Below are 23,261 nucleotides of genomic sequence, written 5' to 3' on the forward strand. Positions count from 1 at the left end.
GGTCAGATAGCCTGCCCGGTCTGGGCGTCGAAAAAATGGGCTTTGTCCAGATTCCAGAACAGCCGGATCGGTTGCCCGAACGTGGTTGCGTACCCCGCCGGTAGCCGTGCAATCAGCTGACCGGTGTCGATCGGGCAGTAGACCAGCGTTTCGTTGCCCATGTTTTCGACGGCTTCTACCGCGAGGGCCTGCTCGTGAACAGACCGTGCGGCCGGTGGCTGCTCGCTGAGGTGTTCGGCCCGGATGCCAAACGTAATGGGTTTGCCGCGATGGGCCTGTAACCGGGCTTCGGGCTGGCTGTTACTGAGGTCGATCTGTACCTGACCCCCTTTGCTGGTGAAGTGCAGCGGCCCCGTTTCGCTGAGTCGACCGGGTACGAAGTTCATGGGGGGCGTACCGATGAACCCGGCCACAAACTGCGTAGCGGGCTGGTTGTAGAGGTTGATGGGCGTATCCTGCTGCACTACGTCGCCATCGCGCAGCACCACAATCCGGTCGCCGAGGGTCATGGCCTCGACCTGGTCGTGGGTAACGTAGATGATGGTGGCGTTCAGTTCGCGGTGGAGCTTCTGGAGTTCGATCCGTGTCTGTACGCGCAGTTTGGCGTCGAGGTTGCTCAGCGGTTCGTCGAACAGAAAAACTTTTGGGTTGCGGACAATAGCCCGGCCGATGGCCACCCGCTGCCGCTGTCCCCCCGACATATCCTTGGGTTTTCGATTCAGTAGCGCATCGATTTCCAGCAGCTGGGCTGCCCGGCTGACCCGCTGCCGGATGTCATCTTTGGGCAAACCGGCCAGCTTCAGCCCAAACGCCATGTTTTCATAGACGGTCATGTGGGGGTAGAGGGCGTAGTTCTGAAAGACCATGGCGATGTCACGGTCTTTGGGCGGTACGTCGTTCATGCGTTTGCCATCGATCAGCAGGTCGCCGTCGGTAATATCTTCCAGACCCGCAATCATACGGAGCAGCGTCGATTTGCCGCAGCCGGAGGGACCCACCAGTACCAGAAACTCGCGGTCCTGTACGGTAATGGTTGCATCCCGAATTACGCGCGGACCGTTTTCATAGGCCTTGGCCACGTGCACCAGTTTAACTTCTGCCATACTTAGCGGTATTTATTGGCCTGCGTAACGGCGTCGGGGTATTTCTCCAGCCGCTGGAAAGCCATCAGGGATTCGATCGTCGATTCGGCTCCCGAATTTTTGTTGATCTGCGTGTCTGAGCTGATGCCGTCATAGCCCAGGCCCGACGCGCTGTCGTACATGATGGCTTTGGCGGGGTTATTACCCAGAAACCACCCGGCCAGCTGTCCCGCCAGGGTGAGGTAGCGGGCATCGCGGGTCTGATCATAGAGTTCGAGGGTAGCCCAGACCATGGGCCGGACGCCGTACGCAATCTGCGAAAAACGCGATTTTCGGCCAATAGCCAGCGCGGTCCCCTGTCCACTCACGGTAAACGATTCCAGAAACCCTTCGTTGAGTAAAAAAGGGTAAAAGGTGTCGACCTCGCGCCGGGCAACCGCAATCCAGTCGGGCCGGTTCAGGGCCTTACCCGCTCGCAGCAGGGCGTACGACTGATCGCTGCCGTAGGCGTGCCAGCTGTTGTCGAAACTCAGAATGGCGCCGTAGGGTGGCTGGCTGGCCGCACCAAACTGCATCTGAACAATACCATCGGCCAGGGTTTCGATCAGTTTCTGCACCTGGCCGTCCGGCGTTTGCTGCTGGTAGTTGAGCAGGCCGAGAATCATCACGGCCGCCTGATCCGAACCGGAGCCAAACGGGAGCCAGCCCGGTATTTTGAGCCCGCCCGGAAAGGTATAGGTCCGGGCTTTGCTGCCGAAATCGCGGATCATGTTGCCGACAAGCCGCTGGCTGGCGGTCTGGAGCCGGGTGGCCAGGGCCGGATCGGTCGTCTTGTAATACGGATATACTTCGGTCAGGCTCCAGAGGGCGCGCCACGACCACCAGTTGGGCTGGTTGATGCTGGTCACGCCAGTCCGGTTAATGGCCCCGTTGCCGAAGATGAAATTGTAAAAATAGCCGGCCCCGCTGCCGCCGTCGCTGGCCTGCATCTGCAAGACAAATTCGGTGAGTTTGCGCAGCTTGTCCTGCTTGCTGGTGCTGGTAGCCAGATCGGGTTCGTGGGCCAGGAACACCACCGTTCGGGCTATGTCGTCGATACAGGCGGCCCCTTCGTCGTCGTCGGCCACCCACTTGTAGTCTGGATACTCGCTGTAAATATTGATCAGACCCACATCGGCGCCGTTCAGCTTAACCACTTGATAGAGCTGGTCGAGGTGGGCCGTGTTGACCAGGCGGCCACTGTCGGGCGCGGGCTGGCTGGGTTGATTTTTATGGCACGAGACCGACAGCAGCGGAAACTGAAGCAGGAGCAGCCAGAGCAGTCGTTGATAGATTTTCATAACGCAGGAGCGGTTAGGAGGTCGTGAAGTAATTCCTGTTTCGACACGGTAATGATCCCGCAGGCCGAGTCCGACATGGCATAGGGAATAATGATCAGGTCGCCGTGGTCGAGCCAGCCGCAGGTGTAGACCACGTTGGGTACGTAGCCTTCCCGTTCCGACTCGAGCGGGTAGATAAGCGGTTCCGGCAGCCGGGCCCGTACCAGGGTCGGGTCGTTGAGATCGAGCAACACCGCCGAGATGACATAGCGACGGACTGGCCCGACGCCGTGGGTGAGCAGCAGCCAGCCCTGGTCGGTTTTAAGGGGCGAGCCGCAGTTGCCCAGCTGAACGACTTCCCAGGGGAAAACCGGCTCCAGCAGCGTTTGGACGTGGTTCCAGACGTATAGATCGTCGGAGAACATAATGTTTATGTATTCACCCCCCTGTCGGCTGATCATCGCATACTGCCCGTTTATCTTCTCCGGAAACAACGCCATGCCTTTGTCCTGAACGGCATCGCCGTACAGGGTTCGGACGCTGAACCGCACAAAGTCGGTTGTCTCCATCAGCTGGGTTTTGATGGTTTCGCCGTCGTAAGCCGTGTAGGAGCTGTAGTAGCGCTCAGCCCCGTCGTCGTCGCGGAATTTTACGAACCGGACGTCTTCCATGCCCTTGCTTTCGCCTTTGGCGTTGGGGAAGATGAGCCGCTCATGCAGCGGGGCGTCGGCATCGGTCACCACGTCGTAGTTCGTGTCCAGCATGGTCAGGATCGCTTTCCGGGTCGTCTGTACGGCCGGTTCGACGGGTGATGTTGCCGTCAGCTCGTTCAGTAGCCGGGTGGCCTGCTGCAGATCGAACTCGTCGGGTAACTGCTCCAGCAGGCCTTCGTCGGTATGGGGGAAGTAGGCGAGCCGATGCCGGACAAACGCGCGGGTGTAGGTTTTGCACCAGTCTTTTTCGGAACTGGTGGCGTATCGATCCGCTTCGTCGAGGTGGATCAGACCCGCCTGGTTGACGGTTCCGGTCCGGAACTCGATGGACGAGATATGCCCTTCGCCGGTGGCGCGTAAACTCATGATGAACCGAAGCGTGCCGGGCTCCAGACCCGACTGGTCGGGGTGGGGCACGATCGACGGGTTGAAGAGTGCTGCCGACTGGGTCGAGTATTCCATAGTCAGGCAGGCGCCGAGCAGTAGCCGGCGGTTGGCCGAAAAATCGGTGGGCGGTTGCGCCAGTGTTTCGACCGCCCGCTGGTAGTTTCGCTCGAAAGCCGCGTCGAGGTGGCGGTGGCGTTCGCCAAACTGCCGCCGGGCATCGGCCAGCATCGTGTCGACCTCGGCCTCAGAAAACCGGGCGATTCGTTCGCAGATGTGCAGCACGCGGTGGGGGCCGTGCAGGGTGAGGTAGCGGGCAATGACTCGCTCGGGGTTGGCCGAAAAACGGATGGCGGTACGGGTTACCTGGGTCATACGTTGAGGGAAATAAAACTTAATCTTTCAGGCCCGACGAGGCCATACTTCGGATAAAATGTTTCTGAAAAAACAGGTACACGATAAGGATAGGTAAAGCCAGCATAACCGCTGCCGCAATTTTTACCCCCAGCTGCGCGTCGGCACGACCCCCGACCGAGAAGAGCGTCACCATCTGCGGCATGGTCATCGTCGACTCGTCGCGGATAACGATCAGGGGCCAGAGCGCTTCGTTCCACAGGCCCATGAAGGTCAGAATTGTGATGGTCAGCACCGTCGGAACAATGTTGGGCAGCAGGATCTGGAAAATAATCCGCAGCTCGCTACAGCCGTCTATCCGGGCGGCATCGATCAGCGCCTGGGGCAGGCCGGCAAACGCCTGCCGGAAAAGCAGGACCGCCAGCGAGTTCATAACGAAAGGAACAATGAGCGCAAAATAGGTGTCGACCCAGCCTAGTTTCACCATCGTGATGTAGTTGGGAATGAGCGTAATCTGGAATGGCAGGGTCATCGTGAAAATGATCAGGTAGAAGATCAGGTCACGCCCCCTGAACCGCAACCGGGCCAGCGCATAGCCGACCATGGCTCCCAGCATCAGCACCAGCCCCGTTGTCACGAGCGCCACGAATAAACTGTTCAGGAAGGCCCGGCCCAGCGGTATGCGCTCAAAAACAGTCGTGTAATTGCTGATCGTCAGACCTACCGGTAGTAACGTCAGCGACCCGATCCCCTGCTCCGATGAAAGCGACGCGCTGATCATCCAGACAAACGGATAAATGAACGACAAAGCCGCCAGGAGAAGTAGCGCGTAGCGGAGTAGTTTCATGGGCTTTTTATTGAGCGAATGAGTGATTGGTGATTGAGTGGGTTAGTGATTGAGTGGGTTAGTGATTGTGTGGGTTAGTGATTGTGTGGATGGTGAATGATTCCGGGCGTCGCTCAATCACTCAACCGCTAACTCGCTCAATAAGAATCACTCAATGAAAAAGGTTAGTTTTCCTGTTCGACATATCGTTTCTGGATGGCTACGACGCCCAGGATCAGCAGGGCAAAGAAGAAGCCGAGCGTGGCCGAATAGCCCATGTGGTAGTACTGGAACGCCTGTTTATAGATATACATGACGGCCGACAGGGTGCTGTTCAGCGGGCCGCCCTCGGTCATGATGTAGGGTTCGATAAACAGCGAAAACCCACCGATGGTCGAGAGCACGACAACCATAAAAATGGTGGGGTTTATCATGGGTAGGGTGATGTAACGAAACTTCTGCCAGGCGGTAGCGCCTTCCATATCGGCGGCTTCGTAGTACTGAACCGGTACGGTTTGCAGGCCAACCAGGAACAGAATCACGTACAGCCCCACGTTTTTCCAGGTGGCCATCAGCGCAATGGCGTACATGGCGATACCGGGTTCTTCGAGCCAGGCCACGCGGGGCAGCGACAGCGCCGTCAGGCCCCGGTTCAGGATGCCCGCGTTGAAACCCAGCAGCTGTTGCCAGAGAATGGTCACGACCACGCCCGACACAATGACCGGCAGAAAAAACGCCCCCCGAAAGAAAGCCTGACCCCGTATTTTCTGGTTGAGAAACTCGGCCAGCGCCAGCGCGACCACGATCTGCAACGGAATATGCACCAGCAGGAAGCGAAGCGTGTTGTAGATGGCCTGCCAGAACAGCCGGTCACTGAACAGCCGCCGGTAATTGTCGAGCCCCACAAACGTCATGGGCGAAATGATATTCCAGCTGTGGAACGTCAGCACCACCGAGAACGCCACCGGAAACGCCACGAAGACCGCAAAGTACAGCAGGTAAGGCGAAACCAGCCAGTAAGGGATCTGTTTTTTCATAAGCTCTTTTTATTGAGTGAGTTAGTGATTGAGCGATTGAGTGGTTCACCTGTTAAGACCTTCACTAACTCAATCACTCATTCGCTCACTCATTCATTGGCCGGTTCGCTCCTTAGTAAGACATCAACGGCTTCGGCGGCATCGCGGATGGCGGCTTCGGGGGTTTTGCGGTCGTACACCACACAGGCTTCGTATTCCTGCGAGATGATGTCGAACACTTCGACGATGACTTCGCTGTTATCGACGCCCCGGATGTAGCGTGACTGCCGGGCAAAGGGAATCAGTTTCGGGTTCTTCTGCAAAAACGGCTGAAAGTACGGGTCAGTGTCCACGTTGAGCCGGTTCGGGAACTGGCCCGTCAGCTCCATCAGCCGCAGGTCGCCGGGTTTGTCGACGAGGGTTTTGATAAAGGCCCAGGCGGCTGTGGGGTCGGGGCAGGTATTGAAAATGACAATGTTTTTGGGGTCGCCGTAAGTATAGGCCGGGCCGGTATGGGTGTCGGGAACGGGCATTGGCCAGGTGTCGTACTGGAGGCTGGTGTCTTTGTATTTCTCCAGAAAACCCACCTGCCAGGGCCCCGTAAACGAAGTTGCGATGCGCTGGTCGAGGAAAGGGTCGCGCGTGGCCGACAGGCGTTCTTTCGAGAAATAGCCGTTGCGGTAAAGCTGTTGTAAAAACCGGAAGACGCCCACCGCGTGTCGGTTATTGAACGCAGCCCGGTTGTTTTTGATGAGTGGCGCACCGTTCGACGCGGCCAGGTAGAGCGGGTAGAAGTTGAAAAAGCGCTGGTACCAGATCACTTTCACCTCCGTATAACCCAGCCACTGGTCCGTATAGCCGTCCTGGTTTACGTCTTTTTTGAGCCGCTGGCCCGCGTTCAGGTAGCTCGAATAGGTATAGGGTGGGGGTTGTAAACCCGGCCCTTTGACCTGTCGTGTGTTGCAGAGGGTCATGATGGGGTTTACTTTCCAGGGAACCTGATAGATGTGGCCGTCGGAGGAGGTAATTTCCCGAATCACGGCCGTGTCGCAGCGGGCGCGCAGGAACGACATAAACCCGCTGATGGTGTCGAGCGGCACGAGGACGCCGGCTTTGGCGTACATCTCCACGCTGCCCTGCCACATGTTGGCGTAGATATCGGGCGTTGTTTTGCCCACTACCGAGGCCAGAATGATTTCTTCGCTCGACTGCCCCTCCGGAATGGGCTGGTAGCGCAGGGGTTTGTCGGGGCGGGTGCGTTGCCAGCGGTCCGTAAACTCCCGCGCAAAGGTAATTTCAGCGGCATTGTTGGAACACCAGAACAGCAGCGGTCGCGATGCCTGCTCCTGTTGGCATCCGCTGGCCAGCAGCCACAACGCACCAATCAACCATCCAGTTTTTTGCATACTCAAAGCTAAACAAAGCCCGGTAAGGACGGTGCTCCTTAAGTTGGTGCACCGCCCCTGCCGGACATAAACAGTACTATTGGCTCTTCTCGGCGTTGTAGAGCGAGGTAATCTGGGTACTGGTCAGCACGGCGTTGTAGATACGAACGTCGTCCATCGCCCCGGTATAATAGCCGCCCCACGGCCCGTTGAAGTTGTTGCCGTCGGCATCGTCTTTCTCGTTATTCTGGTACAGGCTCGTGGGCAGATCCTGACCGATGGTCATGTTGATCGTGCTTTTTACGGGGGCCAGATCGCCCGTTACGTCGGTCCAGCTTTTCACCAGCGTGCCATCGATGTAAAAATTCATCTCACCCGACTTGTAGGTGGTGGCAATGTGGTACCACTTGTTGCGGGCCAGCGTAACCGACTCGTTATCCTTGTCTTTGGCGCCGGTCGTGGTCTTCACCGTGAAGAATACCTTATTGGCCTCCTGCAGCTGGATTTTGTAGCCGTTCCAGCGGTTCAGCGCCAGCAGGTAGTTGCTGGCCCGGGTGGTATCGCGCTTGATCCACATGCTGATCGTAATCTCTTTCGAAGGGTTCAGTACCGAGTTGTACGGAATCTCGATGTTGCCGCCCTTGTCGAAGTAATACGCCTGGTTCGCGTTACCGAACCGATCGGCCGTCAGCACCGGCAGGCCCGCGCCCCACTGTGCACCACCCGTTTTCAGCGTACCGTTGAACCCTTTACCCGATGCGTCGTTGGCGTTGCCGTTAAACAGCATGTGCAGCACGAGTTTGTCGGGGGCGATTTCGGCTACCTGCTTGCTGCGGAAGGTCGTGATGGCCTGACCCAGGTTTACGTTGGCGTTGTTAACGGCCGTCTGCGTCGCGTTGTTGTCGTTACTTACCGTCGTAGCGGCATCGATGGCAGTCTTGAAAACGGCTTTCGAGCCTACTTCGTAGCGGCCGATGGCGGTGCCTTCTACTGCGTTGTTATGCAGGGTGTTGGCGCTGTCGAGCCGGGCCCGGAGCGCAGCTTTGTCGACCGGGGCTACATCCGGGCCGTCGTCTTTCTTACAGGCCTGAAACAGGGTAAACAGCAGGCAAAGCATCAGCAGACTGCGAAGCACAGGGGTACTGGTTGTTACGTTTTTCATACGTGTATTGGGATTTTATAGGATTACTGAAAAAAGGAAACTGGGTTAAAAACGAAGCTTTTTGTTGGTATCCCGCTCACTCTGCGGTATCGGGAAGTACCGGTCGGTGTCGTAGCTGAACGATGGTTTGTCGCGCAGGGCGGCCTGGGCGTAGTCTTTGCCGTAGCGGATCAGGTCGAAGTAGCGATGAAACTCGAAGCCCAGCTCGACCCGGCGTTCGCGCCGGATCAGGTCGCGCAGGCTGGACTGGCTCGTAGTCGTGATGTCGGGCAGCAGCCCCGTGGGTACGGCCGGGCTGGCAGCGCTCAGGCGCGTATCGTAGAGGTAGCTTTCGCGGGCGCGTTTCCGAACCCGGTTCAGCGGCACCAGCGCATCGGCCGACCGACCGGCTTCGTTCAGCGCTTCGGCCTGGATCAGCAGCACTTCGGCATAACGAATCGTCACGTAGTTGAGGTTGCCGTCGCCTTTGGTGCTTCTGGGAACTTCCGTTACCGGCTGCACGTGTTTTTTGTTGAGATAACCCGTGGGCGACCATTGCGGGTCATAGGCGGTGCCGTCGATCCAGGGCTGACCCGCGCGGGCTACGGTATAGTCGAGCCGGGGGTCAACCACGCCTGCGCTCGTTTTCTCGAAGGCGTCGACGAAGTTCTGGGTCGGCACGTTGAAGAAATAGCCGTTCTCGGTGTTGCGCGGGGCAAACCACTGGTTCAGCCGGTTGCCGGTAAACGGAACCTGCCCCGTCAGGTGCTGTACGGCGAAAACTGTTTCTGAACTGTTCTTATGCGCCTGGTCGAAGTTCTGGCTGTAGACTGGCAGCAACTCGTAGGTGCCGCTGCTGACAACCTGCCCGGCGGTTTCGGCCGCCTGCTGCCATTTGCCCTGAAACAGATACGCCTTGGCCAGCAGCGCCTGCGCGGCCCCTTTGGTAGCCCGACCTACGTCGGCGCCGGTATATACAGCGGGTAAGCTCCGAATGGCTTCCTGCAGATCGGGTTCGATAGCCGTCGTATACACCTGGGCCACCGGCGACTGTTCGATCTGAAGCTGGTCGGCATTTTTAGGCTCCAGCAGGACCGGCACCGGCCCGTAGATGTTGACCAGGTAGAAGTAATTCAGCGCCCGCAGAAATCGGGCTTCGCCCACAATCCGCGCCTTCAGCTCGGCCGCCATCTCGATGGTCGGTACCTGCTGAATAACCCGGTTGCAGCGGCTGATTCCTTCGTAGAGCACTCCCCACTGTGATTCGACCGGTCCGTTGTTGGGAAATACCGTGAAGTCATCGATCAGACCGATGTCGGCCTGGTCGCCGGGGTCGCCCCCCTTGGCCGCATCGTCAGAGGCTACGTCGCCAAAGACCCACAGTCGGTTATTGTCCGACGCAAACGTCAGCGTCTGGTAGGCGGCATTGAGGGCCTGCAGGGCCTGGGCCTGGGTTTTATAAAACGTTTCTTCCGAATAGGCCGCCCGCACCTCTTCGTTCAGGAAGTTGGAGCAGCTGCTGGCCGTAATCAGCAGGGCCGTGGCAACGAGTATCGTCTTCTTTTTCATAACGAATGGCGCTAAAAACTGACCGTTAATCCAGCCGTGTAGATGCGGGCGCTGGGGTAGGTGCCCCAGTCGATTCCCACGGCTACGTCGCCCCGGAACTGTTCATTGTTGAGGTTGTCGCTGCTCTGCTGTTCGGGATCCAGGCCGGGATACTTCGTCAGGGTGAACAGGTTCTGGCCGCTGAGGTAGACCCGCAGGCCCGTTGATCCGAACTTTTTGGCGAGCGTGGCGGGTAGGTTATAGCCGATCTGGACGTTCTTCAGGCGGGTATAGGCGCCATCTTCCAGAAAACGGGTGGAGGGCTGTTTGTTGTTGGCCGAACCGCTCCACGAGACGCGCGGCTGGCTGTTGCTGGTTCCCTCGCCCCGCCACCGACCGTCGACAACGCGTTTGGTGACGTTGAAGGCCCGGTAAAACCCTTCGATGTCGGTCGCCACCTGGTAATAAATTTTGTTGCCCGATACGCCCTGAAAAAAGGCCGACAGGTCGAAGTTTTTCCATTGCAGGTTGGCCGTCAGCCCGTAGGTCAGCGTCGGAATCGGGCTACCCACGTGCGACCGGTCGAGCTGGGTGATCAGCCCGTCGCCGTTGGTGTCCACGAACCGGACGTCGCCGGGGCGGATGGCGTTGCCCTGGAAAGCGCTGGTGAAAATCTGCCCTTCGTTCTGGAAAATACCGTCCTGCTGAAGCAGGTAAAAAGACCCGATCGGATGGCCCGGTTCGGTCAGGGTAGCGAAGACGCCATTGTCGATCCGGCCACCGGGAATGGGGCGCCCGTCGCTGAGCGAGAGAACTTTGTTGCGGATGAACGACGCATTGGCCGTAATATCATACGAGAAATCGCCTTTCTTGTCGCGGTAGATCAGGTCCAGTTCCAGCCCCCTGTTTTCTACCTTGCCGGCGTTCACGTAAGGTGCGGCTGCACTACCCCCCGAGCGCGGTACCGGTATCGGTACCAGGATGTCGGACGTCTGCTTCACGAAATAGTCGGCCGTGAGCTGAAGCTTGTTCTGAAGCACCCCGATTTCCAGGCCAATATCCGCCTGGGTCGACGATTCCCATTTCACGTTGGTATTTCCCCGGCTCACGACGGCATACCCGGCCACCGGCTGCGGACTGGCGCCCAGCACGTAGTTGTAGCCACTGCCGATGAGCGACGCGTACGGGTAGTTACCAATGTCCTGGTTACCCAGCTGGCCGATGCTGGCCCGTAGTTTCAGCTGGGAGATCGTTTGGGCGAGGGGTTGAAAAAAGGCTTCCCGATCGATGTTCCAGCCAACCGAGCCCGAGTAAAAATTGGCGTAGCGGTTGCTGGGCGAAAAGCGCGACGAGCCGTCGCGCCGAACGTTGACCGACGCCAGGTATTTGTCTTTGTAGGCGTAGTTGACCCGGCCGAAGAGCGAGAACAAAGCCCAGCGCGAATCCCCTTCGAACGACTGCCGGCCGGTGATGTCGGCGCCCTGCCCGAGGTAACGCAGGTTGGCGACCTGGTCGATGAAGTTACGGTCCGAGCCGCCAATGTCGCGGCTGACGCTGCGGATGGCTTCGGTACCGGCCAGGGCGTTGATCTGATGGTCGGTACCCAGGGTCAGGTTGTAGTTAAAGGTGTTGTTCCAGGTCACGGTGCTGGCCGGGCTGAACCGGTTGACCAGCGTGGAGGGGCTGTTGATGCGGTTGTTGGTACCCCAGTTTTCGTTGAAGGTTTTGCGGTTAACGATGTTGAGATCGAGTCCGCCGGCCGTCCGGAACCGCAGGTTTTTTAGTATCTGCCACTCCCCGAAAATGTCGCCGAAGACCCGGTACTGCTGTTCTTTGTTGTCCTGTTTCTCGGCCAGACCCACCGGGTTGTAGCCATCGCCGAAGAAAGCCGGGAACTGGGGCAGGTCGGCATAGTCGCCGTTCTGGTCATAGATCGGGGTGGCGGGCGTATGGAACAGGGCATACCGGACAATACTGCCCCCGTTGCCTCCGTAGCCATCGCCCGAGCTGCCGACAATAGACCGTTGCGAATAAGTAATGTTCAGGTTGGTGCCAATCTTTACTTTGCGGGCAATCTCGGTGTCGACGCTGGTGCGGAGGGCGTAGCGTTTGTAGCCCGAGTTCAGTATGATACCCTGCTGGTCGAAGTAATTGCCCGATATCAGGTAGTGAGAGCGTTCGGTGCCGCCACTGATCGACAGCTGGTAGTTCTGGATGGGGGCGGGGCGGAAGATCGCCTGCTGCCAGTCGGTATCGGGTACCTGGAGCGAGGCCGGAATCAGGGGCCGTTGCAGGCTGGGGTTGGTGATCGTGGCGTTGTCGTTGGTGGCCGCTTCGTTATAAATGCTGATGTACTCCTGAGCGTTGGCCATCGGAATCAGCCGGCCGTGCTGCTGAACGCCCGAATAGGCGTTGAGTGTAACCCTCGGGGCGCCGGTCTTGCCCCGTTTGGTCGTGACAACGATTACCCCGTTGGCGGCCCGCGCGCCGTAGATCGCAGCCGACGACGCATCTTTCAGCACCGACATGCTCTCGATATCAGCCGGATTCAGCACGCTGAACGCATCCTTGGTCGGCACACCATCAATGATGAAAAGCGGGCTGTTGTCGTTGATCGTGCCGACACCCCGAATCCGCACGGACACGCCTTCGCCCGGTGCGCCCGTAGCCTGGGTGACCCGCACGCCCGACGATTTTCCCTGCAGCGCCTGATCGATGCCCGCTACCGGCAGCCGGTCAATATCCTTGGCCGTTACCGTCGATACCGCTCCCGTCAGGTCCGACTTTTTCTGGGTGCCGTAGCCGACCACTACTACTTCCGACAGTGATTTGTTGTCTTCAACCAGCGTAACGGTCAGAGTACTGCGGCTGCCCACCGGAACCTCCTGGCCCAGATAACCCACCGACGAAAACTGAAGAACGGCCTGATCGTCGGCCACGGCAATCCGGAAGTTGCCCTGCGCATCGGTGCTGGTGCCGGTCCTTGTGCCTTTAACAACCAGATTGACCCCCGGTATGGGCTGATTATTGGCGTCGACGACCGTACCCGTAATGGTTCGGTCGACCGAAGCCGGGGCGTCGGGGGCTACCGAAGCCCGGAAGTCCGTGGCGGGTGCCAGCACGGCCTCACCCGCTTTCGGGCGCAGGATGATCAGTCGGCTGCCCGTTACGGCATAGTCGATCTGGAGCGGGTTGAGCAGGTCGTTCAGGACCTTTTCGAGCCGTTCGTTCCGGGCGTTCAGACTGGCCCGCCGGTCGGCCCGGATCAGCTCGTAGCTATAGGCAAACTGAACGTCGACAATCTTTTCGAGCCGCTCCAGAATGGTCTCGATCGGCTGGTTGGCCATCGACAGGCTAACCGTGCGCTTCAGCGGGTTCTGGCCGCGAACCGGCTCGGCCAGCAGGGTGCCTACAAGGCTGGTGAGTAAGAGAAAGGGCAGCAGGGTAAGTCGCATGAGCCAGCGGTGACGGGAGCGATGGAGTAGCGTTTTCTTCATGGATGGAGTTGAGTACGGGGTGAAAAGAAAGGATAAGGTCATCGACAACCCGCCGACTGAACAACGAGCTGGCCGTCCTGGAGGGCGTAGGTCGAGCCGGTACTGGCGGCAATGATGTCGAGCCGGGCCAGCAGCGACGGATCGTCGAGCCGGGCAGTGAGCGTACAACCCGACAGCGCTTCCCGGTCGTACTGAATAGCGATGCCATAGGCTTTGGCCAGCGCGTCGAGCACGATCGGCAGGGGCGTGCGCCGGAACGAAAAGGCCTGGGTGGTGGCCGGAAGCGTAGTGGCCGTTGCCCGGTTCACATCGCTCTTTACCAGGCGGGCATTGTTGGTCGAGAACGTAGCCTGCTGGTTGGGTAGCAGCACAACGGCGGCTGGCCGGGGCCGGTGGCGGGTGGACCGACTGGCGAAGTCCAGGTTCGTCGATACGGTTACCTTTCCGGTTTTGACCACTACGTTGACCGTGCCGCCCGTTTCGGGGGCGCTGATCAGAAAGCTGGTCCCGAGTACTTCGGTCGTTAGCTCGCGGGCAAACACCCGAAACGGCTTTTGGGGGTTGCGGACCACTTCGAAAAAGGCCTTGCCGGTCAGGTAAACGTCGCGCCGGGAACCGTCGAACCGGGTTGGATACCGAACGCGGGCGTGTTGCTGCAGAACGACCAGGCTCCCATCGGCCAGCTTCACCAGCCGGGGAGCCGCCTGCGTATTACTGACCTCGACCAGGGCTGCGGTCAGGGGTGTATTCTGTACGGTACGGCTGGCAACCGGGGGTGCCTGCTGCTGCCAGTACCTCCAGCCCAGCCCGCCGGCGGTCAGCAACAGTGCCACCGATGCAGCTACCCGCAGCGGCTGCCAGCCCGACCGGCTCCATAGCGGGCGAACGGGCGTCTGGCGCTGCGACGGAGCCGCCGACAGAAGCTGCCCCACGGCGTCGCTGATCTGCTGGTCGGTTACCGGGGGAAGCTCGCCCCGGGCCGTGAGCAGAAAGGTGCGCGCCAGGTCGGCACTTTCCTGCTGCTCGGGGTGCTGGGCCAGGTAACGCGGCCAGTACGCGGCTTCGTCGGGCGGGTTAACGAACACCCACCGGCGAAACGATTCGTTGTCAATGAAATCCTGCGGAGTCAAGGCCGTTGTCCGGTCTACTCAAGGGGCGTCGGTGCCGCTTGTAGCACGAGGAGTCGGCCGGGCAGAAAAAGTAATCGCCGGGTATGAAAATTTTATCAAAAAATAAAAATTAAAGCAGGAATGACAGCAGAAACAGGGCGTAGGAGAGGTCCTGCCAGTGGTCGCGGAGGTTGTGCAGGGCGTGCTGGAGGTAGTTGGCCACGACCTGCCGGCTGAGGCCCATGGTCGTAGCGATCTCTTCGTAGCTCAGGTTTTCGTAATAGCGGAGGTAAATGGCCTCGCGCTGCCGTTTGGGGAGCCGTTCGAGTGCTTGCCGGAGGCTCTCGTGCAGCGATTGTTCGTGCTCGGCCTGTACGTAAAGCGTTTCGGGATTGGCGAGCCAGTCGGTAGCCACCAGGTCGGAATCCACATCGGTACTGGTGCCGTTCTGTTTCACCTGGCGTAAGACGTTATTGCGCAGTGACACAAAGAGATAAGCCTTGACTGAATGCAGCGCCGGAATGGTCTGCTGCTTCTCCCACACGGTCAGAAACAGGTCCTGAATACAGTCCTGAATAAGGGCGTGATTGGTCGTTAGTTTGGTGCCGTAATGAAACAGGGCGCGGTAGTGCCGCTCCGCCAGTAAACCCAACGCTTGCTTATCTCCCGTTCGTAGCTTCTCCCACAGTGCATCATCCGATAAGGTACTGGGGGCCGATGAATCAGACATGTGTAGGTATCCTCTCTAGAAACAGACCCTAATATTACAATTAATTAAGGGGAAAGTTTAAGTATATATACTAAGCCGACATTTATTATGGTGTTTTTGCCAGTCAAAGGGCCTGCCTGTCTGGCTGGAGGCAGCAACAAAAATCCCCGACACGAGTGCGCCGGGGATTCTGAGCATTAACCTAACCTAACTTAGTTTCGTCGATGGGTGGTCGTTGCCACGGGCTGGGGCGCTGGGGCCTGCTGAGCAACGGCTGGCTTAGGCTTATAGATGGCTCCGGTAGCGAAATCGACCGGAATGCTGATGAGCGGGAACAGCAGAATATCGGCAACCAGCGCGCCCGCCCGTACCCGGCGCTGGGGTTCGCCCGGCATGGGTCTGCGTTTTTGCGATTCGGTGACGCGCCCGCCGAATACGGTAGCACAACTGGTTAGCGAGCTGCTCAGCGTAAGCGCCGTCAGCAGCAGGAGCAGGTAGTGTCTGGTTGATTTCATGCGATTGGGGGAAAAAGAGGACGATTCGGGTTATTTGGTAGCGGTAAGCGTAAACGGATTGTTGGCGGTGTCGCGGCCGTTGACCACGAATTGGTTGGCTTTGCCCTGAGCAAACGTCTGGCCGCTGTATTCGTAGGTAAAGGCGCTGCCATTTTCCCGAACGGTTACGTCGTTCAGCACGTCGTTCAGAAAGGGGTTGCCGTTCCGGAGCGATATGGCAAAGGCGATGCGTACGGTGGTTTCGGTCTGGCGGCTAATGGTTACCGTTCCGCGCAGGTTGGTTTCGTCGGCGGGAAGTGTCTGGCCGTTTGAACTCAGCTCGGAATACGTATAGGTGCCCGCTACGCGGTCAGACAGGTCGGTGGGTTGCGGAACGACATTGTCTTTTTTACAGGCGGTCACCAGTGTGGCGCTCAGCAACAGAGCCAGCCAGACCAGTCGGAAATGGAGTAGAGGTTTCATCGGTATTGTTGTGTTTTGGGTTGTCGCCGAAGCGATTATAAAAAGAGGATTGGGGCCGTCTGGCTCGTTGGTGGCCGGCCGGTGATACAAAGTTGGCAGGGAGCCGTGGCCCGGCGAAGTAGCGGATGGGCCAACCGACAGATGAGCGTCCTGAAGCGGTTGAAAGCGGGACTGAACTGATGAGGTGTAGTGACAGCAGGAACGTTACAGGGAGCGGGTAAACAAGGTCTGATGAGCAGACAGCCCTGTTCCGATGGACTCGTCTGTGCATTGTATGGTATCGGGTTTGGCGCTCGCCTGCTGTTGCAATCAATTGCAGTAATGTAGAATATGGGCGTTGCATACGATTCCCCATTTGCGCGCTGTTTGTATAAATTAGTAGTATGAATCAGTGTATGAATAGGACTATACGTTACTAATTAATAAAAAAATATAATTTATAGGTCGTATTGTTCTATCCGGTTTTTCCATATATACTTGTGCAATCGATTGCAAAATTTCCATTGCTCAACCTTTACCCATCAATTAACCCATGCACACTGTTTACCGACGGTGGCTGTACTTATGCAGTATGGCCCTGTTGCCCAGCTTATCGAAAGGGCAGCTACCAATAATTATCGAAGCAGAAACCGGTACCATCGGCACCACCGCGCCAACGGCTTTCCCGGCCGAGTGGTTCGTGGCCACAACGGGGGGCGTCTCCTACGTCCGGAATGCCGTCACGCTCAATACCGGCACCGCCAACGCCGGGTCGGGAACCCGGGCCAACAGCAACATCCCCGACCGGGCCGAACGGATCATTACCTACTCGATCAACGTTCCGGCGCCGGGCACCTACGACCTGTTTGCCCGCGTCAACGTGCGCGGAGGATCTGGTAATGACGCATTTTTCTACGGAAGCAGCTTCGGCACCAAGCCTATTGGAACGGATAACAGCAATACCGACCCGGCCAATGACTGGATCAACGCCAACAACCTGGGTAACACCGGCGGAGGAGGGGCCGCCGGCGTTGGTCATAACTGCAGCAGTCAGGTGGTCGACATCACCGATACGTACCTGCGGAGCGTGACGAACGGTAACTCGACCGGTACGCTGGTCAACTGGAAGTGGATCAAACTATCGGCCATCACCCTGACCAATCTGGGCCCGGGTGTTCCGGGTAACTACGAGAACGGGGTGTCGTTTACCGTGCCATCGGCGGGTACCTATACGTTCCAGATCGCCGGTCGGGATGCCGAACTCTGGATCGACAAGCTGGCCTTCTGCCTCAGTACCGATGGAGCTTCGCCAACCCCCAACCGCCTGTATTATACCGTCAGCAATCTCGACAGCGGAACCGCCGGGTCAACAACGCCACCCGCTCCGCCCTATACACCCCCCACCACGCAGCTACCGATCGCTACGGGGAAAAATAAATTTCTGGGGTCGGTCTATTCGGGTAGTCAGATCGCCAACTTCAACCGGTACTTCAACCAGGTAACCCCCGAAAACGACGGCAAATGGGGATCCGTAGAGGGTACGCGCGGCACCTTTAACTGGACCGCCCTCGACGCGGCCCGTAACCTGGCCAAAAGCAATGGCTTTCCATTTCGCATGCACGTGCTGGTGTGGGGACGGCAGCAGCCAACCTGGATGAAGACACTCTCCGATGCTGAACAGGTCGTCGAAATCAAAGAGTGGTTCCAGGCGGTGGCGAATCGTTATCCGGATCTCGAATTTCTGGAGGTCGTCAACGAAGCGCTGAACGATCCGCCGAATAACGAAGGTGCCAACGCATCGGATGCGGGCAGCGGCAACTACCTCAAAGCGCTCCGCTCGCTGAATGCCGAACTGAACACCACCCCCGGTACCTACGACTGGGTCGTGAACGCGTTCAAGCTGGCCCGGCAGTATTTCCCCTGCACCACTAAGCTGGTCATCAACGACTACGGTATCGAGAATAATACGGCGCTGGCCACGACCTATCTGGGCATTATCAACCAGCTGAAAGCCGACAACCTGCTCGATGTGGTGGGAATTCAGGCCCATTCGTTCTCGACTAAAAAATACAGCGCCAGCCAGAGCTTCGAGGATCATACGGCTTTTCTGCGGAGTAACCTGGACCTGCTGGCGTCGGCCGGCATCCCGATCCAGATCACCGAACTGGATATCGACGGCGACGTGGGTGCCACGGATGCCGAACGCGATGCGAACCAACTATCCGAGTACCAGCGCATTTTCGGGTTGTACTGGAACCACCCGGCCGTTACGGGTATAACGCTATGGGGGTATCTGAACGGCCACTGGCGGAGTGCGCAGCTGGCCTATCTGGTCGACCCCTGTACCAATACCGAACGGCCAGCCCTGCGCGATTACCTGAACAATACGCTCGGCAATACCCCCAACAGCGTGCGGGCATCGGGCAATCCTGACCTCGGTAACCGCTTCATACCGTCCATCTGTGGCGTACCGGCTTCGCTGACGGTGGCCTGTCTCTCCAGCGTTCCGGTGGCCAGTACAGCCACCATTACCGTAACGCCCACCAACTGCCCCGGACCGGTAGCGATTACCGTAGCCGATGTGGCCACAGCCGCTACGGCCGACTCGCCCTACCTGATTACCCGAACCTGGTCGACTACCGATGCCTGTGGTAACAGCCGCAGCGCGTCGCAGCGGATTACCGTAACCAACCCCGGCTCCGTGAGCCTGGAGGCCGCGACCACTACGCTGACCTGCACGCAGCCCGTTGTTAGCCTGTCGGCAGTAGGGGCGGGAACCCTGCTGTGGTCGACGGGCGAAACAACCTCCGCTATCTCGGTCAGTGCCGCCGGGCCGTATTCGGTTACGCTCACGGGCGCGGGCGGGTGCGAATCGACCGCGTCGGTGACGGTTTCGCAGAGCCTGACGATTCCCGAAGCGCCCAACGCCAGAAGCCTGACGGTAACGCTGGGGGCAACGAACGTGAACCTGACGGTAACCAACTGCGCCGGTACGGTCAGCTGGAACGGGGTCGACGGAACGGCGTCGCTGCCGGTTTCGGCTACGGCCGTCGGTACCGTCAGCTATACCGCCATTTGTAAAGTTGGCAGCTGTGCCAGTGCCCCCACCCAGGTAAGCCTGACGGTGGTGCTGCCCGCCCCGACCCTGAGCGTCTCGCACCGCGACGACGACCGGGGCCGTACCGACAACAACATCATCCGACCTTACCTGCAACTCAATAACGAAAGCAGCAGCCCGATTCCCTACAGCGAGATTACGATTCGCTACTGGCTGACGGTTGAGGATTTTGCGCCCATGACGAACCTGTTTGTGGACTGGGCCCAGCTGGGTACGAACCGGGTGAAGATGACGTATGTACCACTGACGCAGCCGCGCGCGGGTGCCCTGGGGTATGTTGAGTACAGCTTCGATGCATCGGCCGGTCAGCTGCCCGCCAACGGGAATTCCGGTGAGATCCAGAGCCGGATTGGTAAACAGAACTGGACCAACCTCAACGAACTGGATGACTACTCGTTTGCCAACCGCACGGCCTACACCAAAACCGATCGTATTACGGTATACCGCAACGGGGTGCTGGCCGGAGGGGTTGAGCCGGCGGTGGTAGCGCCGGTACGCGCGCTGGCTGTTTATTCGGAGAACAAGAACGCCCGGCCCAATACCAACCAGATCAGAACCCATCTGAAACTGGCCAACGAAGGCAGCGTACCGGTCGATTACAGCCAGCTGACGCTCCGCTACTGGTTCAGTGCGGAAGGGAATCAGCCGCTGGTCTATACCGTCGATTATGCCGAACTGGGGAACAGCCGGGTACAGGGACGGTTCGTGAAAGAGAATCGGGCCGGTACGGATACGTATCTCGAACTACGTTTCGCGCCCGAGCTGGGTCAGCTGAACCCGCTCAGTTCGACCGGTATCATCCAGCAGCGGATCAACAAGTCAGACTGGTCGGACTTTAACGAAACCAACGACTACTCGTACCGGCTACCGGCTTCGCTGGCGGCCAACCCAACCATTACGGCCTATCTGAACGGGTCGCTGGTATACGGTCAGGAGCCGGGTGTCGCGGGGGCGCGGCTGGCGGCCGGTGAGATGCCGTCGGGCCTGCAGGTGTCGGTGCTGGGTAACCCAATCCAGGGCGATGTCGTTCAGGTGGCCGTGCGCGGGGTTGAAGGACAGCCGTTGCGGTTTGTGCTGACCGATACCGAAGGTCGGCTGGTGGCCGAGCGGTCGGTGGCCCAGTCGGAGGCAGTAGAGCGCCACCAGTTCTCCATTCGCCAGTCGTCGGCGGGAGTGCTGTTGCTGAACGTGAGCACCAACCAGCAAAGCCAGACCATCAAACTGCTGAAGCCCTGATTGGCGGGTATAGGTAACCAGCTGATCAATGCATAAAAAAGGCCTGCGACCTCGTGTTGCAGGCCTTTTTTATGGACAGATAAACCACATAGCCAGGCCGTCGAGCCGTCGTTTGGAGAAGGCTTCCCGATGCTGCCTATTTCCGGCTGAAGTCGAGCGTATGGTTGAGGTTGAGCCGGAAGCCGTTGTTAATTTCAAATACCGACTGGCCCGAAGCGGGATCCGGCTCGGCATGCTGAAGAATCTGGTTGAGATAATTCAGTTCCAGCTGAAATCCGTTTTTGAACTGATAGCCCAGTCCACCCGAAATCCGGTTCTGGTTGAACACATTCTCGCCCACGTTTTGGCCGAAACCGATGAACAGTTCGTCGAAGAAGTTCAGGTAAAACTCCTGATCGTCGATGGTGGGGCCGTGCAGCGCCAGATCGCCGGAGACCTGGTAGCGAGCCCGGTTCTGAAAAGTCCAGCTGGTAATGCGGCCGACGGGCCCCTCGGTCGACGCGGTTTCGGCCTGTTCGGCCAGCCAGCGCTGTTCAAGCCGAAACCGGTGGCTCAGCGTAAGTCGCCCGTAGCTGTCCTGAAGCTGAATATCCTGGTGAGTCCGGTGTTCGGGATAGGGGATGCCCAGGTCGGCCTGTGGGTAATCGCCGAAGGGAAAGGTCACAAAATACGTGTACCCCCCCGCCAGCGACACCCGGTCCGACAGGGCGTAGGTGGCGCCGAGCCGCGCCAGCGACTGCTGCCAGCTGCGGATCAGATCGATCCGGCGCCACTGATATTCGGCGTGGATTCCCCATTTTTTGGTCAGGTTGTAATCGCCATTATAAACGTACCAGCCAATGGCATTACGATCCAGCAATCGCTGACGCTGGGCAAAGCCGGGGGTTGCCAGCAGCAATAAAAGGCCAGTAAGGAGTAGGGGGTACCAACCGCGTACGGCTACTGCTTCTTTCTGGCGTATACGGCTGATCATGGATGGGGGAGTTACCATTGCTTACCTATATACATACGTACAGGGTAAACGGTTCAGGTACCTACGGCGCCGACACGCCCCGGACCGACAGCCAGAATGATAAAGACCGGCTCTGTTCGGGCCGGTCCTGTCAGGTGGGTAAGGGAACTGATTAAAACTTGGCGGTAACTCCCAGGCGCAGTGCTGACACACCATAGCCAACTTCGGCAAAACCACCCACTTTATCGCTGAACATATAGCGGCTTCCCAGGTGTACGCCCAGAAACAGACCGCTGTTGTACGGACTTACGTAATCGTTATAACCGTAGTTATCGCGGTAGCCGGCGTAGCGGAAGCCCAGCGTAGCGCCAACGTACGGGTCGAACTTGTCATTTTCTACGCTCAGCAGCTCACCCAGGTGGTACGAAGCCCGGGCACCAGCGTAGACGAAGGTGTAGTTCCACTTATAGCCCCCCGAGTTATAACCGTAGCGGAGGTAATCGACGGAGCCGCCGACCGATATGTTGTTTTTCATGTCAACTTCAAACGAAGCGCCCAGGGGTAAGCCGCCACCGTAATAAGCGGCCAGGCCGATGCCCAGGTTCAGGTATTTCTGACGGGCCAGCTGCGCCGAAGCGGCCGGCCGCGGAGCTACCGATGGGCTGGTCTTCGGGGCCGGTGCTGCATGAGCCTGGGCAGCAGGGGCGCTGGTCTGGGTAGCTACCGGTTTTTGGGCCGAGGCCACCGGCTGGGCGGTTGCGGTGCGTGGCGCTGTCGACGCAGGGCGGGTGGTGACGGTCGGTTTGGCAGGGCTGGCTTTGCGGGCCGGTTGCTGCGCCAGGGATGGTCCGGCGGTGCCAAGGGTCACGGCCATAAGGGCGAACAGGGCGATGCGGGTACAGGAGATAGTCATGAGTATTTGGTTGTTTGGCGGTTGAAAAGAGGTTTGTGAAAGCCGCTAGATCGGCGATGCTGGCACAAACCTACCGCCTGCCGGTAGCCCTTGTCGATGCTCGTATACACCAACTGTCATTTTGGGTAAGTCAACGGGTACTTTTCGCGGGTGAAGCGGGAAAGTGGGCTCAGCCGCGCGGGAAAAGCCTGTTTTTAGCCTTCTGGGCGGGGTCTGGTCAGTTGAGCGGAAGCTTGTGCGGGTTCATCCGCAACTTATGCCGGTTCATGCGGCTGGCGGTTCCGGTTAGGGTGGGCCCCGGTCAATCTTTGCATCGTCAGTTCGCCGATGGGCTGACTAACCAAAACCAAAAACAACTGGACTAATGAAAACGTCAACCTTCCTCTTTACCCTCAAAACCGCCCTGTTTGGTCTGTTGCTCCTGACCGCTTCCTGTAAAAAAGATACCGAAGAGGCCGTTACACCCGATGGCGGCAGCGGATCTACGCTGGCCTGCGCAGGAAAAAACCTGCGCCTGGCGGCTCTGAATTTCGACCCGGCTATCGACCTCGACGGGGATGGTAAGCTGGATAACGATCTGCTGAAGTTCATGGACGACTGCGCCCGCGACAACACCATCGTTTTCGAAAAGAACGGGAAGCTGTCGGGCAGCGAGGGCGCCAAGGTTTGCCCGAACACCGGCGACGACAGCCCAACCAGCTACGGCCCGAGTACCTGGACCTATAACCCACAAACCCGACTCCTGCGAATCGTTGCTAATGGCGATGCCACCGACGTGACCGAATGGAAAGTGCTCGACGTTTCGGGTAGCCAGCTGAAAGCAACCATCGCCACCGAATCTGGCGACGGTACTGAAATGAAAATGGTGATGACCTGGCAGGCCCAGTAAGCGATCCTGCTCTTTGCGTACCCCTGCGGCATCGGCGTCACAGCTTCCCGATCCGCAGGGGTTTTTCGTGTGCGCGGGATGGAGACTGCCTACGCGCTGGAGCGCATAACGGCT

The 23,261-nt window shown here is 58.6% G+C and carries 17 protein-coding genes; 2 read left to right on the forward strand and 15 right to left on the reverse strand.

The window, feature by feature from the left end; translation table 11 throughout:
- Positions 1-2: 2 nt before the first annotated feature.
- The 13 genes from B1C80_RS13860 to B1C80_RS13920 all read right to left on the reverse strand — a co-directional run bounded on the left by B1C80_RS13860 (position 3) and on the right by B1C80_RS13920 (position 16,060).
- Entirely contained in the window at positions 3-1,103 is a 1,101-nt protein-coding gene (locus tag B1C80_RS13860; RefSeq protein WP_077921782.1) for an ABC transporter ATP-binding protein, read from the reverse strand.
- Positions 1,104-1,105: 2 nt separating this feature from the next.
- A complete protein-coding gene (locus B1C80_RS13865; protein ID WP_077921783.1) occupies positions 1,106-2,422 on the reverse strand; it encodes a hypothetical protein in 1,317 nt (438 codons plus the stop codon).
- On the reverse strand, positions 2,419-3,873 hold the full coding sequence (locus B1C80_RS13870) for a glycoside hydrolase family 130 protein (protein ID WP_077921784.1): 1,455 nt from the start codon (positions 3,871-3,873) through the stop codon (positions 2,419-2,421). Before B1C80_RS13870 ends, B1C80_RS13865 begins: the two co-directional genes overlap by 4 nt.
- A gap of 19 nt (positions 3,874-3,892) precedes the next feature.
- Entirely contained in the window at positions 3,893-4,699 is an 807-nt protein-coding gene (locus B1C80_RS13875) for a carbohydrate ABC transporter permease (protein ID WP_077921785.1), read from the reverse strand.
- A gap of 164 nt (positions 4,700-4,863) precedes the next feature.
- Positions 4,864-5,715, reverse strand: a complete 852-nt coding sequence (locus tag B1C80_RS13880) for a carbohydrate ABC transporter permease (protein ID WP_077921786.1) — start codon at positions 5,713-5,715, stop codon at positions 4,864-4,866.
- Positions 5,716-5,804: 89 nt separating this feature from the next.
- A complete protein-coding gene (locus tag B1C80_RS13885) occupies positions 5,805-7,100 on the reverse strand; it encodes an extracellular solute-binding protein (RefSeq protein WP_077921787.1) in 1,296 nt (431 codons plus the stop codon).
- A 76-nt stretch (positions 7,101-7,176) separates the two neighbouring features.
- A complete protein-coding gene (locus tag B1C80_RS13890; protein ID WP_077921788.1) occupies positions 7,177-8,241 on the reverse strand; it encodes a LamG domain-containing protein in 1,065 nt (354 codons plus the stop codon).
- Positions 8,242-8,286: 45 nt separating this feature from the next.
- Entirely contained in the window at positions 8,287-9,789 is a 1,503-nt protein-coding gene (locus B1C80_RS28110) for a RagB/SusD family nutrient uptake outer membrane protein (RefSeq protein WP_139361654.1), read from the reverse strand.
- A gap of 11 nt (positions 9,790-9,800) precedes the next feature.
- The gene (locus tag B1C80_RS13900) at positions 9,801-13,265 is read right to left on the reverse strand and encodes a SusC/RagA family TonB-linked outer membrane protein (RefSeq protein ID WP_161492764.1); all 3,465 of its coding nucleotides are present in this window, start codon (positions 13,263-13,265) and stop codon (positions 9,801-9,803) included.
- Positions 13,266-13,303: 38 nt separating this feature from the next.
- Positions 13,304-14,395 carry a FecR family protein gene (locus B1C80_RS13905; protein WP_077921790.1) on the reverse strand — a complete coding sequence of 364 codons (1,092 nt, stop codon included), beginning with the start codon at positions 14,393-14,395 and terminating at the stop codon, positions 13,304-13,306.
- Positions 14,396-14,504: 109 nt separating this feature from the next.
- Positions 14,505-15,104: an RNA polymerase sigma factor gene (locus tag B1C80_RS13910; RefSeq protein WP_077921791.1), complete on the reverse strand. Its 600-nt coding sequence runs from the start codon at positions 15,102-15,104 to the stop codon at positions 14,505-14,507.
- Between the two features lie 191 nt (positions 15,105-15,295).
- Positions 15,296-15,598, reverse strand: a complete 303-nt coding sequence (locus B1C80_RS13915) for a hypothetical protein (protein WP_077921792.1) — start codon at positions 15,596-15,598, stop codon at positions 15,296-15,298.
- Positions 15,599-15,628: 30 nt separating this feature from the next.
- Positions 15,629-16,060, reverse strand: coding sequence for a hypothetical protein (locus B1C80_RS13920; RefSeq protein ID WP_077921793.1), 432 nt, complete (start codon positions 16,058-16,060; stop codon positions 15,629-15,631).
- Positions 16,061-16,592: 532 nt separating this feature from the next.
- Between B1C80_RS13920 and B1C80_RS13925 the strand changes: the two genes are divergently transcribed.
- Positions 16,593-20,393, forward strand: a complete 3,801-nt coding sequence (locus B1C80_RS13925) for an endo-1,4-beta-xylanase (RefSeq protein ID WP_139361655.1) — start codon at positions 16,593-16,595, stop codon at positions 20,391-20,393.
- 136 nt (positions 20,394-20,529) lie between these two features.
- Here B1C80_RS13925 and B1C80_RS13930 read toward each other — a convergent pair whose 3' ends face one another.
- Together B1C80_RS13930 and B1C80_RS13935 are read right to left on the reverse strand one after the other, a co-directional pair.
- Positions 20,530-21,366, reverse strand: a complete 837-nt coding sequence (locus B1C80_RS13930; RefSeq protein WP_077921795.1) for a DUF2490 domain-containing protein — start codon at positions 21,364-21,366, stop codon at positions 20,530-20,532.
- 151 nt (positions 21,367-21,517) lie between these two features.
- Positions 21,518-22,258 carry a hypothetical protein gene (locus B1C80_RS13935; protein ID WP_139361656.1) on the reverse strand — a complete coding sequence of 247 codons (741 nt, stop codon included), beginning with the start codon at positions 22,256-22,258 and terminating at the stop codon, positions 21,518-21,520.
- A gap of 364 nt (positions 22,259-22,622) precedes the next feature.
- Here B1C80_RS13935 and B1C80_RS13945 point away from each other — a divergent pair, with 364 nt between their 5' ends.
- Positions 22,623-23,147 (forward strand): hypothetical protein, encoded by a 525-nt coding sequence (locus B1C80_RS13945; protein ID WP_077921797.1) that lies wholly within the window; start codon positions 22,623-22,625, stop codon positions 23,145-23,147.
- Positions 23,148-23,261 lie beyond the last annotated feature (114 nt).

The sequence above is a fragment of the Spirosoma sp. 209 genome (genome assembly GCF_002006735.1).
Taxonomy (GTDB): domain Bacteria; phylum Bacteroidota; class Bacteroidia; order Cytophagales; family Spirosomataceae; genus Spirosoma; species Spirosoma sordidisoli.

What these genes read in the sequence shown, in the direction of transcription:
- B1C80_RS13900 (WP_161492764.1), bottom strand. Translation starts at nt 13,265, where the DNA reads ATGAAGAAAACGCTACTCCATCGCTCCCGTCACCGCTGGCTCATGCGA.
- B1C80_RS13910 (WP_077921791.1), bottom strand. Translation starts at nt 15,104, where the DNA reads ATGTCTGATTCATCGGCCCCCAGTACCTTATCGGATGATGCACTGTGG.
- B1C80_RS13945 (WP_077921797.1), top strand. Translation starts at nt 22,623, where the DNA reads ATGAAAACGTCAACCTTCCTCTTTACCCTCAAAACCGCCCTGTTTGGT.
- B1C80_RS13870 (WP_077921784.1), bottom strand. Translation starts at nt 3,873, where the DNA reads ATGACCCAGGTAACCCGTACCGCCATCCGTTTTTCGGCCAACCCCGAG.
- B1C80_RS13880 (WP_077921786.1), bottom strand. Translation starts at nt 5,715, where the DNA reads ATGAAAAAACAGATCCCTTACTGGCTGGTTTCGCCTTACCTGCTGTAC.
- B1C80_RS13890 (WP_077921788.1), bottom strand. Translation starts at nt 8,241, where the DNA reads ATGAAAAACGTAACAACCAGTACCCCTGTGCTTCGCAGTCTGCTGATG.
- B1C80_RS13925 (WP_139361655.1), top strand. Translation starts at nt 16,593, where the DNA reads ATGCACACTGTTTACCGACGGTGGCTGTACTTATGCAGTATGGCCCTG.
- B1C80_RS13930 (WP_077921795.1), bottom strand. Translation starts at nt 21,366, where the DNA reads ATGATCAGCCGTATACGCCAGAAAGAAGCAGTAGCCGTACGCGGTTGG.
- B1C80_RS13885 (WP_077921787.1), bottom strand. Translation starts at nt 7,100, where the DNA reads ATGCAAAAAACTGGATGGTTGATTGGTGCGTTGTGGCTGCTGGCCAGC.
- B1C80_RS13875 (WP_077921785.1), bottom strand. Translation starts at nt 4,699, where the DNA reads ATGAAACTACTCCGCTACGCGCTACTTCTCCTGGCGGCTTTGTCGTTC.
- B1C80_RS13860 (WP_077921782.1), bottom strand. Translation starts at nt 1,103, where the DNA reads ATGGCAGAAGTTAAACTGGTGCACGTGGCCAAGGCCTATGAAAACGGT.
- B1C80_RS13935 (WP_139361656.1), bottom strand. Translation starts at nt 22,258, where the DNA reads ATGACTATCTCCTGTACCCGCATCGCCCTGTTCGCCCTTATGGCCGTG.
- B1C80_RS13920 (WP_077921793.1), bottom strand. Translation starts at nt 16,060, where the DNA reads ATGAAACCTCTACTCCATTTCCGACTGGTCTGGCTGGCTCTGTTGCTG.
- B1C80_RS28110 (WP_139361654.1), bottom strand. Translation starts at nt 9,789, where the DNA reads ATGAAAAAGAAGACGATACTCGTTGCCACGGCCCTGCTGATTACGGCC.
- B1C80_RS13915 (WP_077921792.1), bottom strand. Translation starts at nt 15,598, where the DNA reads ATGAAATCAACCAGACACTACCTGCTCCTGCTGCTGACGGCGCTTACG.
- B1C80_RS13865 (WP_077921783.1), bottom strand. Translation starts at nt 2,422, where the DNA reads ATGAAAATCTATCAACGACTGCTCTGGCTGCTCCTGCTTCAGTTTCCG.